The 16,463-nt window shown below is 59.2% G+C and carries 13 protein-coding genes and 4 tRNA genes; 3 read left to right on the plus strand and 14 right to left on the minus strand.

What is annotated here, in order from left to right; translation table 11 throughout:
• Window positions 1-47 precede the first annotated feature (47 nt).
• Window positions 48-626 carry a hypothetical protein gene (locus tag H7698_RS01640; RefSeq protein WP_194690368.1) on the plus strand — a complete coding sequence of 193 codons (579 nt, stop codon included), beginning with the start codon at window positions 48-50 and terminating at the stop codon, window positions 624-626.
• Between the two features lie 58 nt (window positions 627-684).
• On the opposite strand, the gene H7698_RS01645 is transcribed toward H7698_RS01640, so the two are convergent.
• Window positions 685-1,122, minus strand: coding sequence for a GNAT family N-acetyltransferase (locus H7698_RS01645; protein WP_194690369.1), 438 nt, complete (start codon window positions 1,120-1,122; stop codon window positions 685-687).
• Between the two features lie 333 nt (window positions 1,123-1,455).
• On the opposite strand from H7698_RS01645, the gene H7698_RS01650 reads away from it, so the two are divergent.
• Entirely contained in the window at window positions 1,456-1,836 is a 381-nt protein-coding gene (locus tag H7698_RS01650) for a hypothetical protein (RefSeq protein WP_162437738.1), read from the plus strand.
• Window positions 1,837-2,026: 190 nt separating this feature from the next.
• On the opposite strand, the gene H7698_RS01655 is transcribed toward H7698_RS01650, so the two are convergent.
• A tRNA-Val gene (locus H7698_RS01655) sits at window positions 2,027-2,103 on the minus strand.
• Window positions 2,104-2,288: 185 nt separating this feature from the next.
• Between H7698_RS01655 and H7698_RS01660 the strand changes: the two genes are divergently transcribed.
• Window positions 2,289-3,572 (plus strand): NAD(P)/FAD-dependent oxidoreductase, encoded by a 1,284-nt coding sequence (locus tag H7698_RS01660; RefSeq protein WP_194690370.1) that lies wholly within the window; start codon window positions 2,289-2,291, stop codon window positions 3,570-3,572.
• 57 nt (window positions 3,573-3,629) lie between these two features.
• On the opposite strand, the gene H7698_RS01665 is transcribed toward H7698_RS01660, so the two are convergent.
• From H7698_RS01665 to H7698_RS01720, 12 genes are all read right to left on the minus strand, one after another.
• On the minus strand, window positions 3,630-4,601 hold the full coding sequence (locus tag H7698_RS01665; RefSeq protein ID WP_194690371.1) for an XdhC family protein: 972 nt from the start codon (window positions 4,599-4,601) through the stop codon (window positions 3,630-3,632).
• A gap of 1 nt (window position 4,602) precedes the next feature.
• On the minus strand, window positions 4,603-5,838 hold the full coding sequence (locus H7698_RS01670) for a c-type cytochrome (RefSeq protein ID WP_194690372.1): 1,236 nt from the start codon (window positions 5,836-5,838) through the stop codon (window positions 4,603-4,605).
• A gap of 2 nt (window positions 5,839-5,840) precedes the next feature.
• A complete protein-coding gene (locus tag H7698_RS01675; protein WP_162437742.1) occupies window positions 5,841-6,380 on the minus strand; it encodes a (2Fe-2S)-binding protein in 540 nt (179 codons plus the stop codon).
• A complete protein-coding gene (locus H7698_RS01680) occupies window positions 6,373-9,204 on the minus strand; it encodes a xanthine dehydrogenase family protein molybdopterin-binding subunit (protein ID WP_194690373.1) in 2,832 nt (943 codons plus the stop codon). Before H7698_RS01680 ends, H7698_RS01675 begins: the two co-directional genes overlap by 8 nt.
• A 471-nt stretch (window positions 9,205-9,675) precedes the next feature.
• On the minus strand, window positions 9,676-12,099 hold the full coding sequence (locus tag H7698_RS01685) for a TonB-dependent receptor (RefSeq protein ID WP_194690374.1): 2,424 nt from the start codon (window positions 12,097-12,099) through the stop codon (window positions 9,676-9,678).
• 67 nt (window positions 12,100-12,166) lie between these two features.
• On the minus strand, window positions 12,167-13,117 hold the full coding sequence (locus H7698_RS01690) for a FecR domain-containing protein (protein WP_194690375.1): 951 nt from the start codon (window positions 13,115-13,117) through the stop codon (window positions 12,167-12,169).
• Window positions 13,114-13,623, minus strand: a complete 510-nt coding sequence (locus tag H7698_RS01695) for a sigma-70 family RNA polymerase sigma factor (protein ID WP_194690376.1) — start codon at window positions 13,621-13,623, stop codon at window positions 13,114-13,116. Before H7698_RS01695 ends, H7698_RS01690 begins: the two co-directional genes overlap by 4 nt.
• A gap of 250 nt (window positions 13,624-13,873) precedes the next feature.
• Window positions 13,874-13,950, minus strand: a tRNA-Asp gene (locus H7698_RS01700).
• A gap of 92 nt (window positions 13,951-14,042) precedes the next feature.
• A tRNA-Asp gene (locus H7698_RS01705) sits at window positions 14,043-14,119 on the minus strand.
• Between the two features lie 55 nt (window positions 14,120-14,174).
• Window positions 14,175-14,250: transfer RNA gene (locus H7698_RS01710), tRNA-Val, on the minus strand.
• A gap of 227 nt (window positions 14,251-14,477) precedes the next feature.
• Window positions 14,478-15,254 (minus strand): SDR family oxidoreductase, encoded by a 777-nt coding sequence (locus tag H7698_RS01715; protein WP_162437747.1) that lies wholly within the window; start codon window positions 15,252-15,254, stop codon window positions 14,478-14,480.
• Window positions 15,251-16,462 (minus strand): O-succinylhomoserine sulfhydrylase, encoded by a 1,212-nt coding sequence (locus H7698_RS01720; protein ID WP_194690377.1) that lies wholly within the window; start codon window positions 16,460-16,462, stop codon window positions 15,251-15,253. The genes H7698_RS01715 and H7698_RS01720 overlap by 4 nt, the downstream gene beginning before the upstream one ends.
• Window position 16,463 lies beyond the last annotated feature (1 nt).

Here is a 16,463-nt window from a genome sequence, read left to right on the forward strand (position 1 = left end):
CACTGCTATGCTGATAGTGCCAACTCTCCACACCAGAGACGAACAGCATGGCAGCAGCAGGCATGCGATCCCCTTTTGCTTTTAAGGCTACGGCCTACTCGGCTGGAGGCTTGTTTGGCGCTTGGATTGTCACAAAGCTGCTCGATACTCACTTCGACTTGAAATTGTTTACGGATACCGAGGGATGGCTGTCAGTTGCCTGGGATTGGCTTACGCTGGAAACGCCAGTGTCGAACTGGTTGCTGCTGATGATCGCGCCTTTGATCGTTTTTCTGTCCGTGGCAATTTACTACACCCGCACGACTGAACGTGCGGACGGTGAATTACATGAAATAGAGCGAAGAGTTTACAAAAAGAACAACCCTCAGTTTCCCCAGCTGACAGACAACGAGACGATACTGATGGAAGCGTTGGCCTATCACGCAAACTTCAGGAAAATTGCAAATTTTGACTCGGTTTGTAAACTCGTTTCACTCAGCACGCTTGAAGTTGAATCAGGTCTTAAGCAACTCGAAGTCAAACGCCTTGTGAAGCGGGATGTGACGCGGGGCACGTTTGGCTCCACCATCTTTATGCTGACCTTGGCCGGTAAGGATTATGCGCTAGAGCGACTTGAGCTAACGTAGGTGGGCAAATAGGCTTCATCTGAAAACGCAGGCTCAATTCAACAAGAGAACACCAAGTTTAACTGTCGAAAAACTTCACAAAGATTAGCTCTGGGTCCCCTGGGTCCAGGTTCTCTATCGTGCCGCTGGATTCATATCCAATCCGCACCAACAATTGCTGCATGGCTACATTCGACAGGTTGGTAGAAGTGAAGATTTTTTTAGCAGATGCGCCATGCTCCAAGTGAGTGATGATTTGCGTGGCCACCCCAGAATGTCGATGAGCGCTGGAGACAACTACCAGGGGTATGAACCATTCCCCAAAAAAGCATTTCTCCAGGCACCCGTAACCAATCGGAACATCAGGTTCGGTTCTTTCACATGCAACCAGGCATTCGCACTGCGCGACTGCCTTTTCGATGTACGACCGGCGGCCACTTTCTTCTGCCGCTAAAGGATCCAGACGAACCAACCATTCGATATCGCTCAAAACCGCCTGTCTGATTTGCAGATTCATGATTGCGCCTCCCGGTCAATGAGCCCGAATTTGATTTAATTGCGATGCCTCCATGTCCCCGCTCATCGATGGAGGCTGACGGAAAGCCTGACGGATCGCCTCCAACTCAGACTGCCTGGCTGTGGTGGGCTTACCTGATACTTGAAATGTTAACCCGGACTAGCTAACCGAGGAGATCAGCAAGGCGTGACGCGACCATGATGACCGTTCGGCGGCCGACACTCATAAGCTGATATTTCTTCTCATTTACCGATTCCGTTTCGTCATATTTCAGCTCTACAATGCAGCCGCTGACCAGACTCAGCTTGGAAAACCTCGTCAGGGAAGAGCGCAATGAAATCATCAGCAGTCTTTGCCACGCTTCTGCTCGCCGCCGTTACTTATTCCGCCAATACCCTTTCTGCCGCAGACGATTACTACGCCGCATACTCCATCGACAGAGTGATGGGCGACTCGCCTGTCCGCAATGTAGTGGTGAAAAGAAGCGGTCCAGAATTCACGTCCTATCGCGCCTTTCAGTTCGACTGTGCAAGCCAGGATTTTCGTCAGACTGGATTTTTCAGTTCGCCTGAGGGCGCCTTGGCCGAATTGGCGAGGACAACACGATCTGACAGTTACTACTCTTCGCTGATCGACACCGCCCGCGTAAAAGCGTGCGAACTTGAACCAGGGATGAACGTCAGCGATACCGCTCAGCCACCTAGCGCGTCGTAGGGCTTTTCACACGTCATTCAGCGGGCCCTTTGGTACCAGTTACCATCAATGCGCCCGCCCTTTGGTGGAGAAAGGCGCCGCACTGGCGTCTTGACTGAGGTTTTGCAACAGTTATGCGAATCGCAGGCAACAAAAAAGGGCCCACCTTTCGGTGAGCCCTTCTAGACCGCCCAGCAGAGCGGATTTTGTTTGGTAGGCGCGATTGGACTCGAACCAACGACCCCCACCATGTCAAGGTGGTGCTCTAACCAACTGAGCTACGTGCCTGCTGTGAGGCGGCATTCTACGGACTTCCGAAAGGGTGTCAACACCTTTTTTCGAGCTAACCCTATGAATATGCAAAATATTTAATTTCGCGGCCGTGAAGAAGATTTTACGGTGGCTGGCGGTCGATTTTTAACTCGGGTAGGATCGAAGCGCTCGTAAAATATATTAAACACAGAGGCAGCAGGATGGCGAACACCCCCTACCCAGAGTCCTATTACGCCGCATCGGCGAATGCGGTTCCTCCGCGTCCGGCATTGCAGAACGATGTAGAGACTGACGTCTGTGTGATTGGCGCCGGCTACACCGGGTTGTCTTCTGCCCTGTTTTTGCTCGAGAGCGGTTTCAAGGTCACGGTGCTGGAAGCCGCCAAGGTGGGTTTTGGGGCGTCGGGCCGCAACGGTGGCCAGATCGTTAACAGTTATAGCCGAGACATCGATGTGATCGAGCGCAGCGTCGGCCCCAAGCAGGCTCAACTGCTGGGTCAGATGGCGTTCGAGGGCGGGCGGATCATTCGCGAGCGGGTTGCCACCTATAATATCCAGTGCGACCTGAAAGACGGTGGCGTGTTTGCAGCCATCACCGCCAAGCAGATGGGTCACCTGGAATCCCAGAAGCGTTTATGGGAACGTTTCGGCCACACGCAACTTGAGCTGCTGGATCAGAAACGCATCCGTGAAGCAGTGGATTGCGATCATTATGTCGGCGGCATGCTCGACATGAGTGGTGGACATATCCATCCGCTGAATCTGGCGCTGGGCGAAGCGGCCGCCGTCGAGTCACTTGGCGGGACGATTTATGAGCAGTCGCCAGCGGTACGCATCGAGCGTGGCGCAAATCCGGTGGTGCATACGCCACAAGGCAAGGTTAGGGCCAAATTCATCATCGTGGCGGGCAACGCTTATCTCGGCAATCTGGTGCCGGAACTGGCGGCCAAATCGATGCCTTGCGGAACCCAGGTCATTACGACCGAACCGTTGGGCGAAGCTTTGGCGAGCAGCTTGCTGCCTCAGGATTACTGTGTCGAAGACTGCAATTACCTGCTCGATTATTACCGTCTGACGGGCGACAAACGCCTGATTTTCGGTGGCGGCGTGGTCTATGGCGCGCGGGATCCGGCGAACATCGAGGCAATCATTCGGCCGAAGATGCTCAAGGCATTCCCGCAACTCAAGGACGTGAAGATTGATTACGCATGGACCGGTAATTTCCTGCTCACCCTGTCGCGCCTGCCTCAGGTGGGACGGTTGGGTGACAACATCTACTACTCCCAGGGTTGCAGCGGCCACGGCGTGACCTATACGCACCTGGCGGGCAAGGTGCTGGCCGAAGCGTTGCGCGGTCAGGCCGAGCGTTTTGATGCGTTTGCGGACCTGCCGCACTACCCGTTCCCTGGCGGCCAATTGTTGCGCACACCGTTCGCTGCGCTAGGGGCCTGGTATTACGGGCTGCGGGATAAGTTCGGTTTCTGACAGGCTTGTCACTCATTGATGTAACCGGCGCTTTCACAAGCGCCGGTGCGAAGGTCGTCAGAGCCGATCCCGTGCAATCCCGCTGCGGATGCGCAGAATGTCGGCGAGCACCGCCAAAGCGATTTCAGCGGGGGTTTTACTGCCCAGATTCAGCCCGATCGGCGCATGAATCCGCGACAGTTCGGCATCCCCCAGCCCACCAATGCGCCGCAACCGCTCAAAGCGCTTTTGCGACGTCTGCATCGATCCCATCACGCCGATGTAAAACGCATCGGTGCGTACCGCTTCCATCATCGCCAAATCATCGATACGCGGGTCGTGGGTCAGCGCCACCACCGCCGTATCGCTGTGGCAGCCGCCATCGGCAATAAACACCGAGGGCAGTTGCCGGCGTATTTCGACGTTTTCCAGCACCACGCCTTCCAGCACTTCGTCCCGCGGATCACAGAGAATCACTTCGAAACCCAGCCCGACGGCAAACTCCGCGCACGCCTGAGCGACGCTGGAGTAACCCGCCAGCAACAATCGCTGAGCTGCCCCGATCCGCACACGAACCCGATCGACTTCACGCTCGATGCGCACACCCTGCTCGCGATCGGTAAACAGACTGCGCGCACCGCTGACCAGATCGACCTCGCGGATAAGCCGCCGCTGACCCAACAACGCCGACTCAAGCTCGCGCAGATGGGCCTGAACCTCACACTCCGGCTCAAGCTTCTCCACCAGCACGTCAAGTATCCCGCCACAGGGCAAGCTGACCCGGGAGCGCGGGTCATCGCCTTCGCCATAACGCACCACATTGACCGGCTCAAAAAATGCGCCCTCGGCGACCCGTTCGAGAAAGTCTTCCTCGACACAGCCGCCCGACAACGAACCGATCCATTGCCCGTCAGCGTTCACCGCCAGCAGTGAGCCCGGCGCGCGAGGCGCCGAGCCGTAGGTGGCGAGCACCGTGCACAGCCACACGCACTGCCCGGCCGCCGACCATTCAAGCGCCCGCCTCACCACTTGCAGATCGAGATGCTGCATATCAGTGCGCCTTGTGCTCGGCCGAAGGGGCATCCGCTTGCAGCTTCTGCACGTCACTGACGGCCAGATCACCGGCTTGCCCACCCCAACCCTGACGCAGGTAGTTGAGCAGATCGGCCAGCTGTTCCTGACTGAGTTTGTCGGCAAAGCCCGGCATCGGCTGCATGCGCTCGAAGCCGACGAACTGCTGTTCGCCAATCCCGTCCTCGATCACCCGCAACAGGTTGCGCGGATCTTCCAGGCGCAAAGTGGTATTGCCGCGCATGGCCACCGCGATGTGCGGTTTGCCCTCGCCCTCTACCGCATGGCAGCCGGCGCAGACGTTCAGGTATTCCTGACGACCGCGCTGGGCGCTGGCGCTGAGTTTGTCCAACGGCACGTCGGTCAGCATTTTCGCCGCCGGCGGTTGATCGCCGAGCAGGTAAGTTGCCATCGCCGCGAGATCCGGGTCCGTGAGGCCTTGGGTGCTGTTGTGGAACACCGGGAACATCTCGTTGAACATCGTGCCCTGGGCGCTCATCCCGTGCTTGAGAAACGAGCTCAAGTCCTGGTGATTCCAGCCGCGCGCCGCCAGGTCATTGGCCAGCAGGCTCGGCGCCAGATAACCATTGAGCAGACCACCGGTCATGCGCTTGTCCTGTTGCATCGCGCCGGGCAACCCGCGCGGCGTGTGGCATTCGCCACAGTGACCGAGGACGTCGACCATGTACTGGCCACGCTTGAACGCTTCGCTTTTGCCCTCGGTGGGCAACAGTTTTACGTCCTTGCCATAGAGCATGTTCCAGCCCATCAGACCCAAGCGCACGTTGAACGGAAAGCTCAAGCTGGTGACCGGTGCCGCACGCTCGATCGGCTCGATGGTTTTCAGATACGCGTGGATCGCATCAGAGTCTTCACGCGGCATCAGGTGGTACGAGGTATAGGGCATCGCCGGGTACAAGTTGGCACCATCGCGACGCTTGCCTTCAGTCAGTGCAGCGAAGAATTCGTCATCGCTGTACAGGCCGATACCGTGCTCTTTACTCGGGGTGATGTTGGTGCCGTAGATCGTGCCGAACGGCGAAACAATCGGCAGACCGCCCGCATACGGCGCACCACCTGGTGCGGTGTGGCACGCCATGCAGTCGGCAGCGCGCGCGAGGTATTCGCCGCGCTTGACCTGATCATCCGCATGAACCAGCAATACCGGTGCAGCCAGACCGACCGCCAACGCCAGGCGGGAAAGTAGATGCTTCATGCTTAACCCTCCTTGACCAGGCCGAGATCGGTCAGCACGTTGCGCGTGGCGCTGTAATAGCGCACGTAGCCGGTGCAGCGGCAGACGTGGTGACCGAGGCTGTCCTCGATCACCTGTTCCAGCTGACTCTTAACGATTGGCTGGCGCTGAAGCTTCTCCACCAATACGGTGGCGGCATTCACAAAACCTGGCGCGCAGTAGCTGCACTGGAACGCGAACTCATCCACAAAGCGCTGCTGGATCGGGTTCAGTTCGGTGACTTTGCCCTGCTCATCGCGGGTCGCGTGACCTTCGATGGTCCGCACTTTCTTGCCTTCGAAATAATGCGCACCCGTGATGCAGGTGCGCACCTCTTCGCTGGTGCCGTCCGGGTTGTCGACAATCACCACGCAGGCGTGACAGATGCCCTGACCGCAACCCAGTCGGGAGCCCGTGAGGTTTTTGTATTCGTGCAGGTAGTCGATCATCGGCAGGTCATCAGGGATGTCCACCGGGCCGACGGATTGACCGTTGAGGGTCAGTTGAAGCGGACGGTTAGCCATTGAGGGCCTCCTTGATGCGTGCAGAAGTGATAGGCAGGTCGCGAACACGTTTACCGATGGCATGAGCCACGGCGTTACCGATGGCGCCCACCACCGGGATCATCACCACCTCGGCGATGCCCTTGGACGGGTCGCTCGGCGACAGCGGCGGCAAAATCTCGGCCGTCTGATTCCACACAGCCACGTGTCGTGCCATCGGCAAACGGTAACGGTTGAAGTTCCAGTCGCCCTCCCCCGGCCCGCCTTCGTACAGCGGCATTTCTTCCAGCAACGCGTGGCCGATGCCCATGGCGATCCCACCCTCGAGCTGACCCTTGACCAGTTCTTCCACCAGCACCCGACCGCACTCGACCCACGAGTGATGGTTGAGCACTTGCACTTCGGCGGAGCCCTTGTTCACTTTCAATTCCACCAGCGTCGCCACCGGGCTGTAGTACGTCACCGCGGCGTTGTTCAACTGGGTGTCCGGGTAATGGACGTTCTGGCGATCCAGCAGGTGGAAACCGTTGCTGGTCATCTGCGCCAGTTTTGCCTTCGGCGCGCCGTCGCCGTACTTCACGGCCAGACCATCGAGGGGCAGACGCTCGCGCACGCCGTCGATGCTGAACTCGGCCTCGGCCCAGCTCCAGCGGTTGAACCCGTGCACCGTGGCGCCGGTCACCAGACCTTTTTCGTGGGCGTGTTTTGCCAACTGTTCAAAGCTCAGCGGCTGCATGCCGTTGGCGGTGAGTTTGCCGTCGACCCAATGGGCGTCTTCGCGGCGCACCACATAAGGATTGGCCTGACCGCCGTAAGGGCCCTGGCCCCAGATCTGAAGCGCTGCCGGCCACAAGCCGTGGTTAAACAGCACACGCGCCGCTTCACGGGTGGCGTGGCTGAAGTAATAGGCGGAGTTGGTCGCCGACGAGGCCGAGGCCAGCTTGCCGACCCAGCGTGGATTGCGCAGGAAACCGTCCTGTTCGGCCTGACTCATGATGTAGGGGTTGCCGCCGGTGATCAGCTGCAACTCCTTCCATTCGGTTTCGCCAGTCTTCACTTCAGTGGCCGGGATGCCGATGAAATCCGCCACCACCAGGGCTTGCGAGGTGGACATGCCCGTGCCGATTTCGATGCCGATGTGGCGCAGGGTCACGTGGCCTTCGGCGGTGAATTCGATGCTGGCCATCGGCGCTTCGGAGCCGGTGCCGAAGTCTTTCTGACAAATGGCGAAACCGACGCCGTACCAGTGATCCGGGTCCTGGGCCTCGCGCTGCTGCTTGATCGCATCGCGGTTTTTCCAGACGTCGTGCACGGCCGCCTTGTCGAGAATCTCGTGCAGGCGCAACGCACCCGCCGGCACCGCGCCCTGGGTGTTTTTCATACCCGAGACCATGGCGTTTTTCTTGCGCAGGTCGATGGCGTCGATGCCAAGACGACCGGCAATTTCGTCGACCATCATCTCGGTGGACGCCATGCTTTGCAGCGTGCCGTAACCACGCATCGACCCCGCTTCAACCGCGCGGGAATGGTAGGCGGTGACCTGCAAATCGTTCTGCGGCATGTAGTAGATCGACTGCGCCGCCGTTGCGCCTACCGCTGCCACTGAAGGGCTGTAGTTGATTCGTCCGCCGCCATCGACACTCATCTCGGCGCGGAAAATCTTGAAGCTGTGATCAGTCTTGTCGACCGCCAGCTGGTAGCGGATGTCGAACGGGTGACGCTTGATGCCGCTCTGGAACTGCTCGTAGCGGTCGTTCGCCAGACGCACCGGCACACCGGCGCCGTACAACGCTGCAAGGGCTGCGTAGTAGACGAAGATGTTGTGATCTTTGGAACCGTAGCCGACGGTGTAGCCAGGGTGCATGTTCAGGTTGGCCAGGCCGAAACGCGACGGAGCGATCATCTTCGCGGTCTCGGTGGCGGCTTCCAGCGGGCACTGGGTGGCGACGACGAAATGCAGGGTCTTGGTCGCAGGATCGTACCAGCCGTTGCCGTTGTCCGGCTCCATTGCGGCCGGTTCGATCGACGGGGTTTTGTAGCGCTCGTCGAACACCAGCCAGTTGTCTGGCGGCGAGTCGATTTGCTGCTTCATGCGGTCGGCGTAAAACAGCCCCCGTTCGGTCAGGTTACCGTGCAGGTCTGGCTGGGAATTCCACACCGGGCGACGGTTTTTCAGCATCGGGAACAGGATCGAATCCTTGAGGCTGGCGAATTCATCCTCGTCCGCCGAGGTCGCGCCGCCGACGCGTACGTAGCGGAAGCTGCCGTAGGGATCGCCTTCGTAGAAAGGCACCTGGGCGCCATAACGAATCGCTTTGTCATTGAATTTGAGTTTGGCTTTGGCCTGACGGAAGCGCTCGAAATCATTCCAGATCAGGATCGCCACCGGGTGACCGATGAACATCGGTACTTTGCCCACGGGCAGCAATGGATCCGGCGCGTGCTCCTCCGGAAAGACAATGCCGTCCTTTTCCAGGTCTTCGGCGGTGACAATGCGGTCAGGCTGCAAGTCAGCACCGAGCCACGACAAGTCGTAACCGGCGTACAGGCGGTCGGCCTTGGTGATTTTCAGCAGCATGGCGTGCCCTTGCTGCTCAGGCCAGCCCGGCATGTCCTTGGCACGGATGTCGCGGGCAAAAACTTTGCTGCCGCAGACTTTGGACAAGGCATCGTTACGCGAGCGCGCCTTGCCGTTGTTGCCGAGCCATTGCTCGGACGGCACGGTCACGCTGTTTTCCATCAAGGCAGCCAGCGCCTGGGTGCTGAGCGGTGTAAGCGTCACGCTCACACCTGCCACCAGCCCGCCCTGAAGGAACGAACGCCGGGATATATCACGGTTGGACATGGATCATCCTCTGGGCGGTTATAGGCCCGCCCTTCTGGTTATGTTCTGGAAATCTCGAGTCTTGCAGGAACCCTTTTTGGACGAAGCAAAGGGCTGTGTTGACAGTGCAAAGCTGACCGAAAGGTTAACTTTAAAGGTTTATGCGCTCGCGGCAAACAACCAGTTACAAAAAACTGACTGAAAGATCAAATTAAGGCGGCGTTGCACCGCATTAACGATAGAAAGCCCTGCTCCAGCTGACGCGCGGCTTGAGCAGGATGTATGAAAACAAGGGATTTCAGAAGACACGCGTTCCCTGTAGCAGCTGTCGAGCCTGCGAGGCTGCGTTCGGCTGCGCAGCAGTCGCTAAACCCTGGGAAACCGGGGTGTTTGATTTGACGACTGCTTCGCAGCCGAACGCAGCCTCGCAGGCTCGACAGCTGCTACAAATGCTGCAAGTGCTGCACACGTGCAGCGGGTGTGCCGCTGGCCTCAAAAATCGACAGTCGCCGACAGCAGGTAAGTACGCGGGGTCGATAGCGTCAAACCGGGCTCGCTGTCATCCGATGCGCCCGCCGAACTCCAGTAGCGCTTGTCGGCTACGTTCTCGATATTGCCACGCAGGGTGATGGTCTTTTCGTCGACCCGGAACGCATAACGTGCGCCCACGTCGAAACGCTCCCAGGAGTCGATTTCCTTGTTGTTGGACTGATCCAGGTACTGCGAGCTGGAATAGAGGCCGCGACTGGTCAAGGTCAGGCCCTGCACGGTCGGCACATCCCACTCGGCACCAAGGTTGACGTTGTATTTCGGCGTGGCAGGCGCCCGGTTGCCATCAAACGTGCCATTGGTGGTGCTGGTCAACTCGCTGTCGATGTACATGACACCGCCGAGCAGGCGGAAACCTGTTAGCGGCTCACCAAACACGCTCACTTCAACACCGTCGTTTTGACGCTTGCCGTTCGGGCCGAAGACGCGAGTCGTGGCATTGGTCTCGTAGGCCGGTTGCTTGATCCGGAACACTGCGGCGGTCACGGCAAAAGGGCCCGCGTCATACTTGGCGCCGACCTCAACCTGGCGGCTGATGAACGGCGGGAAGATTTCGTCCTCGTTCACCGAAGTCGATGGTGCGATCTTGCCCTGGCTCAGGCCTTCCATGTAGTTGGCGTACAACGACAGCTTGTCGGTCGCCTTGAATAGGATGCCCCCCGATGGCGACACCTTTTCCTCGTCATAAGCGGTGTCGCCTTTGATGTTATCCGACCAGTCGTCGACCTTCACTCGCTGCCAGCGGGCGCCGAGTGTCAGCAGCAGCCGATCATCGAAGAAGCCCAGCGTGTCGGACAACGCGACACCGCTGAAGCGGTTCTCCGTGTACACCTTTGAATCGAATCGCGTCGGGGTTCCAGGCTTCGGTGTTTCGACCGGGTCGTAAAGGTTGCTGGGAGCCGAGGCGTACCGGGCACCGCCGTTTTCAAAGTCCATGTAGAAGTAGCTGGCAGCCAGATTGACCTCATGGCTCACCGGACCGGTATGAAACCAGTTGCGTACCCCTGCCGTGGCCGTCCGGACATTTTCGTCACGGGTGAAGTCGCGAGGTTGAACGCTGAAGTCCCCAGCGTCGTTAGTGACCGAGACGGCATGACGGAGAAAGTCATGATTGCTTTTACGCGCGCCCACGCCGCCGTACAACATGACGGAATCGCTGACGTCGAATTCGCCGTTCACTGTTCCGAACGTATCTTTGGTGCGCGCCTTGCTCCAGGCCTGCGCATAGTTGTGGCGGACATCGCTGGCACGCGGAACCTGGGCATTGGCGCCAACCTGCACGCGTTCCTGCGGTGCGTCGGTGTCACGTTCGGTGTGCCCGATATCCGTTGAGAGCCGCAGGCGCTCACCACGGAAATCCAGGCCCAGCACCGCCATATCGCGATCGACGCTCTGGTGATCCCATTCGGTATCGCCGGACTGCTTCACGCCATTGAAGCGGATGCCGAACTTGTCATCCTCACCAAAGCGCCGACCGACATCCACGGCGCCGCCGAGCTGGTTGTTGGACGCGTAACTGCCGGTGAACGAAGTGATCGGCTTGTCGGTTGCACGCTTGGGTACCACGTTGATGCCGCCACCCACACTGCCCCGAGGCGAGATACCGTTGATGAGCTGGGTAGGACCTTTGAGAATGTCGACGCGGTCGGCCATCTCCATATCAATCGTATAAGTGGGCAGGACACCGTAGAGGCCATTGTAGGCAACATCACTGTTGAACAGGCTGAGCCCACGAATGGTGAATTGCTCGTAACGACCACCCGCCGGGTTGGTGGCGCGAACCGACGGATCGTTGGCGATCAAGTCGCCCAAGGTACGCGCCTGCTGGTTTTCGATCACCTCACTGGTGTAGGTGGTCATGCTGAACGGCGTTTCCATGAAGTCTTTCGAGCCCAGCAACCCTTGCGAACCGCGTCGCGCAACCTGGCCGCCGGCGTACACTTCGCCATCCGCCCCGCCCGTGGCACCGAGAATCGAGGTCGGCGCCAGTTGCAGGCTGCTGCCTTCTGGCGCCGGGGTCAGGATGTACGCTTGTTCGCCCACTGGCTGCAGTTGCAGACCGGAACCTTGCAACAGTCGAGCGAAGCCCTCCTCCACCGCGAACTCGCCGGCAAGACCAGGACTGTTGCGCCCGCCAACGAGCGCCGGGTCCACCGACAGATTGACGCCAGCCAACCCGGCGAAGCGCGTCAGCGCGGCACTGAGACTTCCTGCCGGCACCTGATAACTGCGTCGAGACGCGTCTTCAGCCCAACCGGCGGTGATGAACAACGGACAAGCACTCAGGCTCAACAACAGGCTCAAGTGCAACAACGGACGACGGCTGGCGGGGACCAAACGCGGACTGGACGGGAACACTGCAGGCATTGAAAAAGCTCTCTTGGTTCGTTCACTTGCCTTGAATGACAATCGATACGAAAAAAGGGGACACGCCTTACACACTATTTTTGCGCGGCAGCAGCGTTACCCAATAACGCGTACGCGAATGCACCTCCAGTGGAAGGCTGGCCGCCAGCAGCGCCAGGATTCGATCGGTATCTTGCAGACGAAAACTGCCGGTGACACGCAGGGATTCCAGCGCTGGCTCCCAGCGCAAGACGCCCGGACGATAGCTGCTGAGCTCGCGCAAGAAATCACCCAAGGGTTGGTTCTGCGCCATCAGTACACCCTCACGCCAGCCTGGCGCGAGTACGTCAAAGGGTTCAATAGCGCCCGCACCCGCCGCTTGAAGACTGACCTGCCGGCCGGCTTGCAACGAGAAGTCCGGTCCACGCAACGGCTGCAATCGCACCGCTCCTTTCAGGACTGACACCTTGCAACCCGTCTGCCCCTGACGAACGCACACTTCACCCTGACTGACGATGACTTGCCCGAAGTGGGTCTGCACGGTCAGCGGCGAGGTACCAGGAACGCTCAGCGCTATCTCGCCCTCCACGAGTTTCAACCAACGCTTCGTCAGATCGATGTCGACGGCGCTTGCGGTGTTCAGTTGCAGCGAGCTGCCATCGGCCAAGCGGACCGTCTTGCCTTCTCCGGTCGCGGTTCGCAGGTCCGCGCTCCAGACATCCAGTGGTAACTGTCGACTGATCAGCCAGGCAGCCGGCACCAATGCCACCGCCCCCAAGGCACGCTTGAGTACGGTACGCCGGCTTTCCTGCGGTCGATCGAGACTGGCCATCGCCAGCGCTGACGGCAGTTCGGCAAAGCGCTGACGCAGGAGTTGGGCTTTCTGCCAGGCCTGCTCGTGACTGGAATGGCTGTTTCGCCAGGTCTGCAGTTCGGCGCGATCCCGCTCATTGGCAGCACCGGATTCCATAAGCGCCAGCCATTGTGCAGCGGCCCGTATGGCCTGGCGGGCTTCAGCGGAAGGTGCTGGGCCGATCACAGCGTCACCAGCAGGCAATGCTCATAGGCTTGGGCCATGTAGCGCTTGATCGTGCGCTCCGAGACGCTCAGGCGCTCGGCGATGTCCTGATACGTCAAACCTTCCAATTGACTCCACAGAAACGCCCTGCGCACCGGTCTTGGCAGTCCATCGAGCAATTCATCGAGGGCTTGCAGGGTTTCCAGGAGGATCCAGCGCTGTTCAGGAGATGGGACACAATCTTCCGGCAAGAAGGCCAGCGCATTGAGGTAGGCCTGCTCCAGGCTGCGACGCTTGTAGAAATTGGTCAGGAGCCGCTTGCCGACAGTCGCCAGATAGGCACGGGGTTCTTGCAGATCAGCAATGCGCTGAGAGCTGGCGAGTAAGCGTACGAAGGTGTCCTGGCTGAGGTCCGCCGCATCATGGCCATTGCTCATGCGCCGTCTCAACCAGCCTTCCAGCCAACCACGATGATCGCGGTAGAGGTCGTTGAAAGATTGCTCCTCTGGCATTACTGCATCACTCATCTCAAGAAGCCCTGTGCCAACGAGTTATCGTTAATGAGAGTGATTCTAATTAATATCAGCCGTGCGAAGGAAGCGCTTTATGCGTCAGTTGAGCAGAAAGGCTGGATGGGGAGGATCGGGAGGGAGAAATCGCTGAATCGCAGACACAAAAAACCCCGGTCTTTCGACCAGGGTCTTTGCTATCGACTCGAAGACAGCCTGAGGCTTTTCTTCGTAGCTCCAAGGCGTTCAGTGGGCCTTGTAGCAGATATGGCGCAGCGGACGGGACTCGAACCCGCGACCCCCGGCGTGACAGGCCGGTATTCTAACCGACTGAACTACCGCTGCGTATCGCTTTGGACTTGCATCCAAGTAACTCGTCTGACTGAAAGCTTCGAGGCTTATCAATCTCGAACCAGGTAAAACCTGCTTCGGAAATATGGCGCAGCGGACGGGACTCGAACCCGCGACCCCCGGCGTGACAGGCCGGTATTCTAACCGACTGAACTACCGCTGCGCGTCGGTGGAGGCTTTTAAAAGCTTCCATCTTGCTTTCGCAAGACTCTCGGAAGTGGTGGGTGATGACGGGATCGAACCGCCGACATTCTGCTTGTAAGGCAGACGCTCTCCCAGCTGAGCTAATCACCCGGTTTGCATCTCCGAGGCCGCGAAATTTACGCAGGTAGCGAACCTAAGTCAATAGCAGGATTGAAGTTTTTCTGAAAAAGACAAAATCGTGTCGGTGGCTGGTGACAGTGGTGACAGCCAGACCGTCATCGCGAGCAGGCTCACTCCCACAATAGTCTGCGTTGCACCTGTGGGAGTGAGCCTGCTCGAGATAACAGAAGAACAGCCACCATCGATGCTTCAGCCTGTCACTCGCTGTAAATCATCTTCTTGGTCATCCCGCCATCCACCACGAACTCCTGGCCCGTGACGAACCCTGCATTGCGCGACAGCAGCCATGCCACCATCGCCGCCACGTCCTCGACCGTCCCTACCCTGCCCGCCGGGTGCTGGGCATGGTCGGCATCGGTAAGAGGTTCGGCGCGACGGGCAGACGGATCACGCGTATCGATCCATCCCGGGCTGACGGCATTGACGCGAATCTCCGGCCCAAGGCTGATTGCCAGCGCATGAGTCAGGGCCAACAGCCCTCCCTTGCTCGCCGCGTACGCCTCAGTGTCAGGTTCCGACTGCCCGGCACGGGTCGAGGCCAGATTGACGATAGCCCCGCTGTGAGCTCGCAGGTAAGGCGCGCAATGCTTTGCCAACAGCATCGGCCCGCTGAGGTTCACCGCCAGCACCCGATTCCAGTAAGACAGATCGAGGCTTTCCAGCGTGATGTTGTGCGGATCGGCAATGGCCGCATTGCACACCAGCGCATCAAGTCGGCCGAACTGTCCCAACACCTCGGCTACACCCAATGCCACCTGACCTTCGTTGGACACGTCCATGGCGATGAACCAGGCGTTTTCGCCCAGCACCTTGGCCACTTTCGAACCGCGGACCCGATCCAGGTCGGTCAGCACGACTTGCCAGCCTTCGCTGACCAGCCAGGCCGATATCCCCAGACCGATGCCCCGCGCAGCACCCGTGACCATCGCGACGCGGCCATTGGTGCCAGTACCCGGCGTCGACAATTCGATCACAGTGCAGCCAGACCGCGCGCCAGATCGGCTTGCAGGTCTGTCACGTCTTCGAGGCCGACCGCGATGCGGATCAGGCTGTCACGAATACCCGCTGCTTCCCGCTCCTGCGGCGCCAGACGACCGTGGGAGGTGGTGCTTGGGTGAGTGATGGTGGTCTTGGTGTCACCGAGGTTAGCCGTGATGGATATCAGGCGGGTCGCATCGATAAAGCGCCAGGCGCCCTCTTTGCCACCCTTGACTTCGAAACTCACGACCGCGCCAAAGCCCTTCTGCTGGCGCTGGGCCAGTTCGTGCTGAGGATGGCTTTTAAGGCCGGCGTAATGGACTTTCTCGATGCCTTCCTGCTGCTCCAGCCACTCGGCCAGTTGCTGGGCGTTGGCACAATGAGCCTTCATCCGCAGGTTCAGGGTTTCAAGACCCTTGAGGAAGATCCAGGCGTTGAACGGACTCAGGGTTGGGCCTGCAGTGCGCAAGAAGCCGACCACTTCCTTCATCTGCTCGCTGCGTCCGGCCACGACACCGCCCATGCAACGACCCTGGCCGTCGATGAACTTGGTTGCCGAGTGCACGACGATGTCTGCGCCGAGTTTCAATGGCTGCTGCAATGCCGGGGTGCAGAAGCAGTTGTCGACCACCAGCATCGCGCCTTTGGCGTGAGCGATTTCCGATAACGCAGCGATGTCCACCAGTTCGGCCAGCGGATTGGACGGAGACTCGACGAACAGCAGTTTAGTGTTGGCCTTGATCGCCGCATCCCAACCGGACAAATCTGCCAAGGGAACGTAATCGACTTCGATGCCGAAGCGCTTGAAGTACTTTTCGAACAGGCTGATGGTCGAGCCAAACACGCTGCGAGACACCAACACATGGTCGCCGGCGCTGCACAAGCTCATCACCACTGCCATGATCGCAGCCATGCCGGTTGCGGTGGCGACGGCCTGCTCGGCGCTCTCCAGCGCGGCAATACGCTCTTCGAACGCACGCACGGTCGGATTGGTGTAGCGCGAGTAAACGTTGCCCGGGACTTCCCCGGCAAAGCGCGCCGCCGCATCGGCAGCGGTGCGGAACACGTAACTGGAAGTAAAGAACATCGGATCACCGTGTTCGCCTTCTGGCGTACGGTGCTGACCGGCGCGTACGGCCAGGGTATCGAACGCTACGCCGTCGAGGTCGCTGTCCAGCCGACCGGCATCCCAATCCTGACTCATG

It is taken from the genome of Pseudomonas sp. p50(2008) (genome assembly GCF_015351605.1).
In the GTDB taxonomy this organism is placed as follows: Bacteria; Pseudomonadota; Gammaproteobacteria; order Pseudomonadales; family Pseudomonadaceae; genus Aquipseudomonas.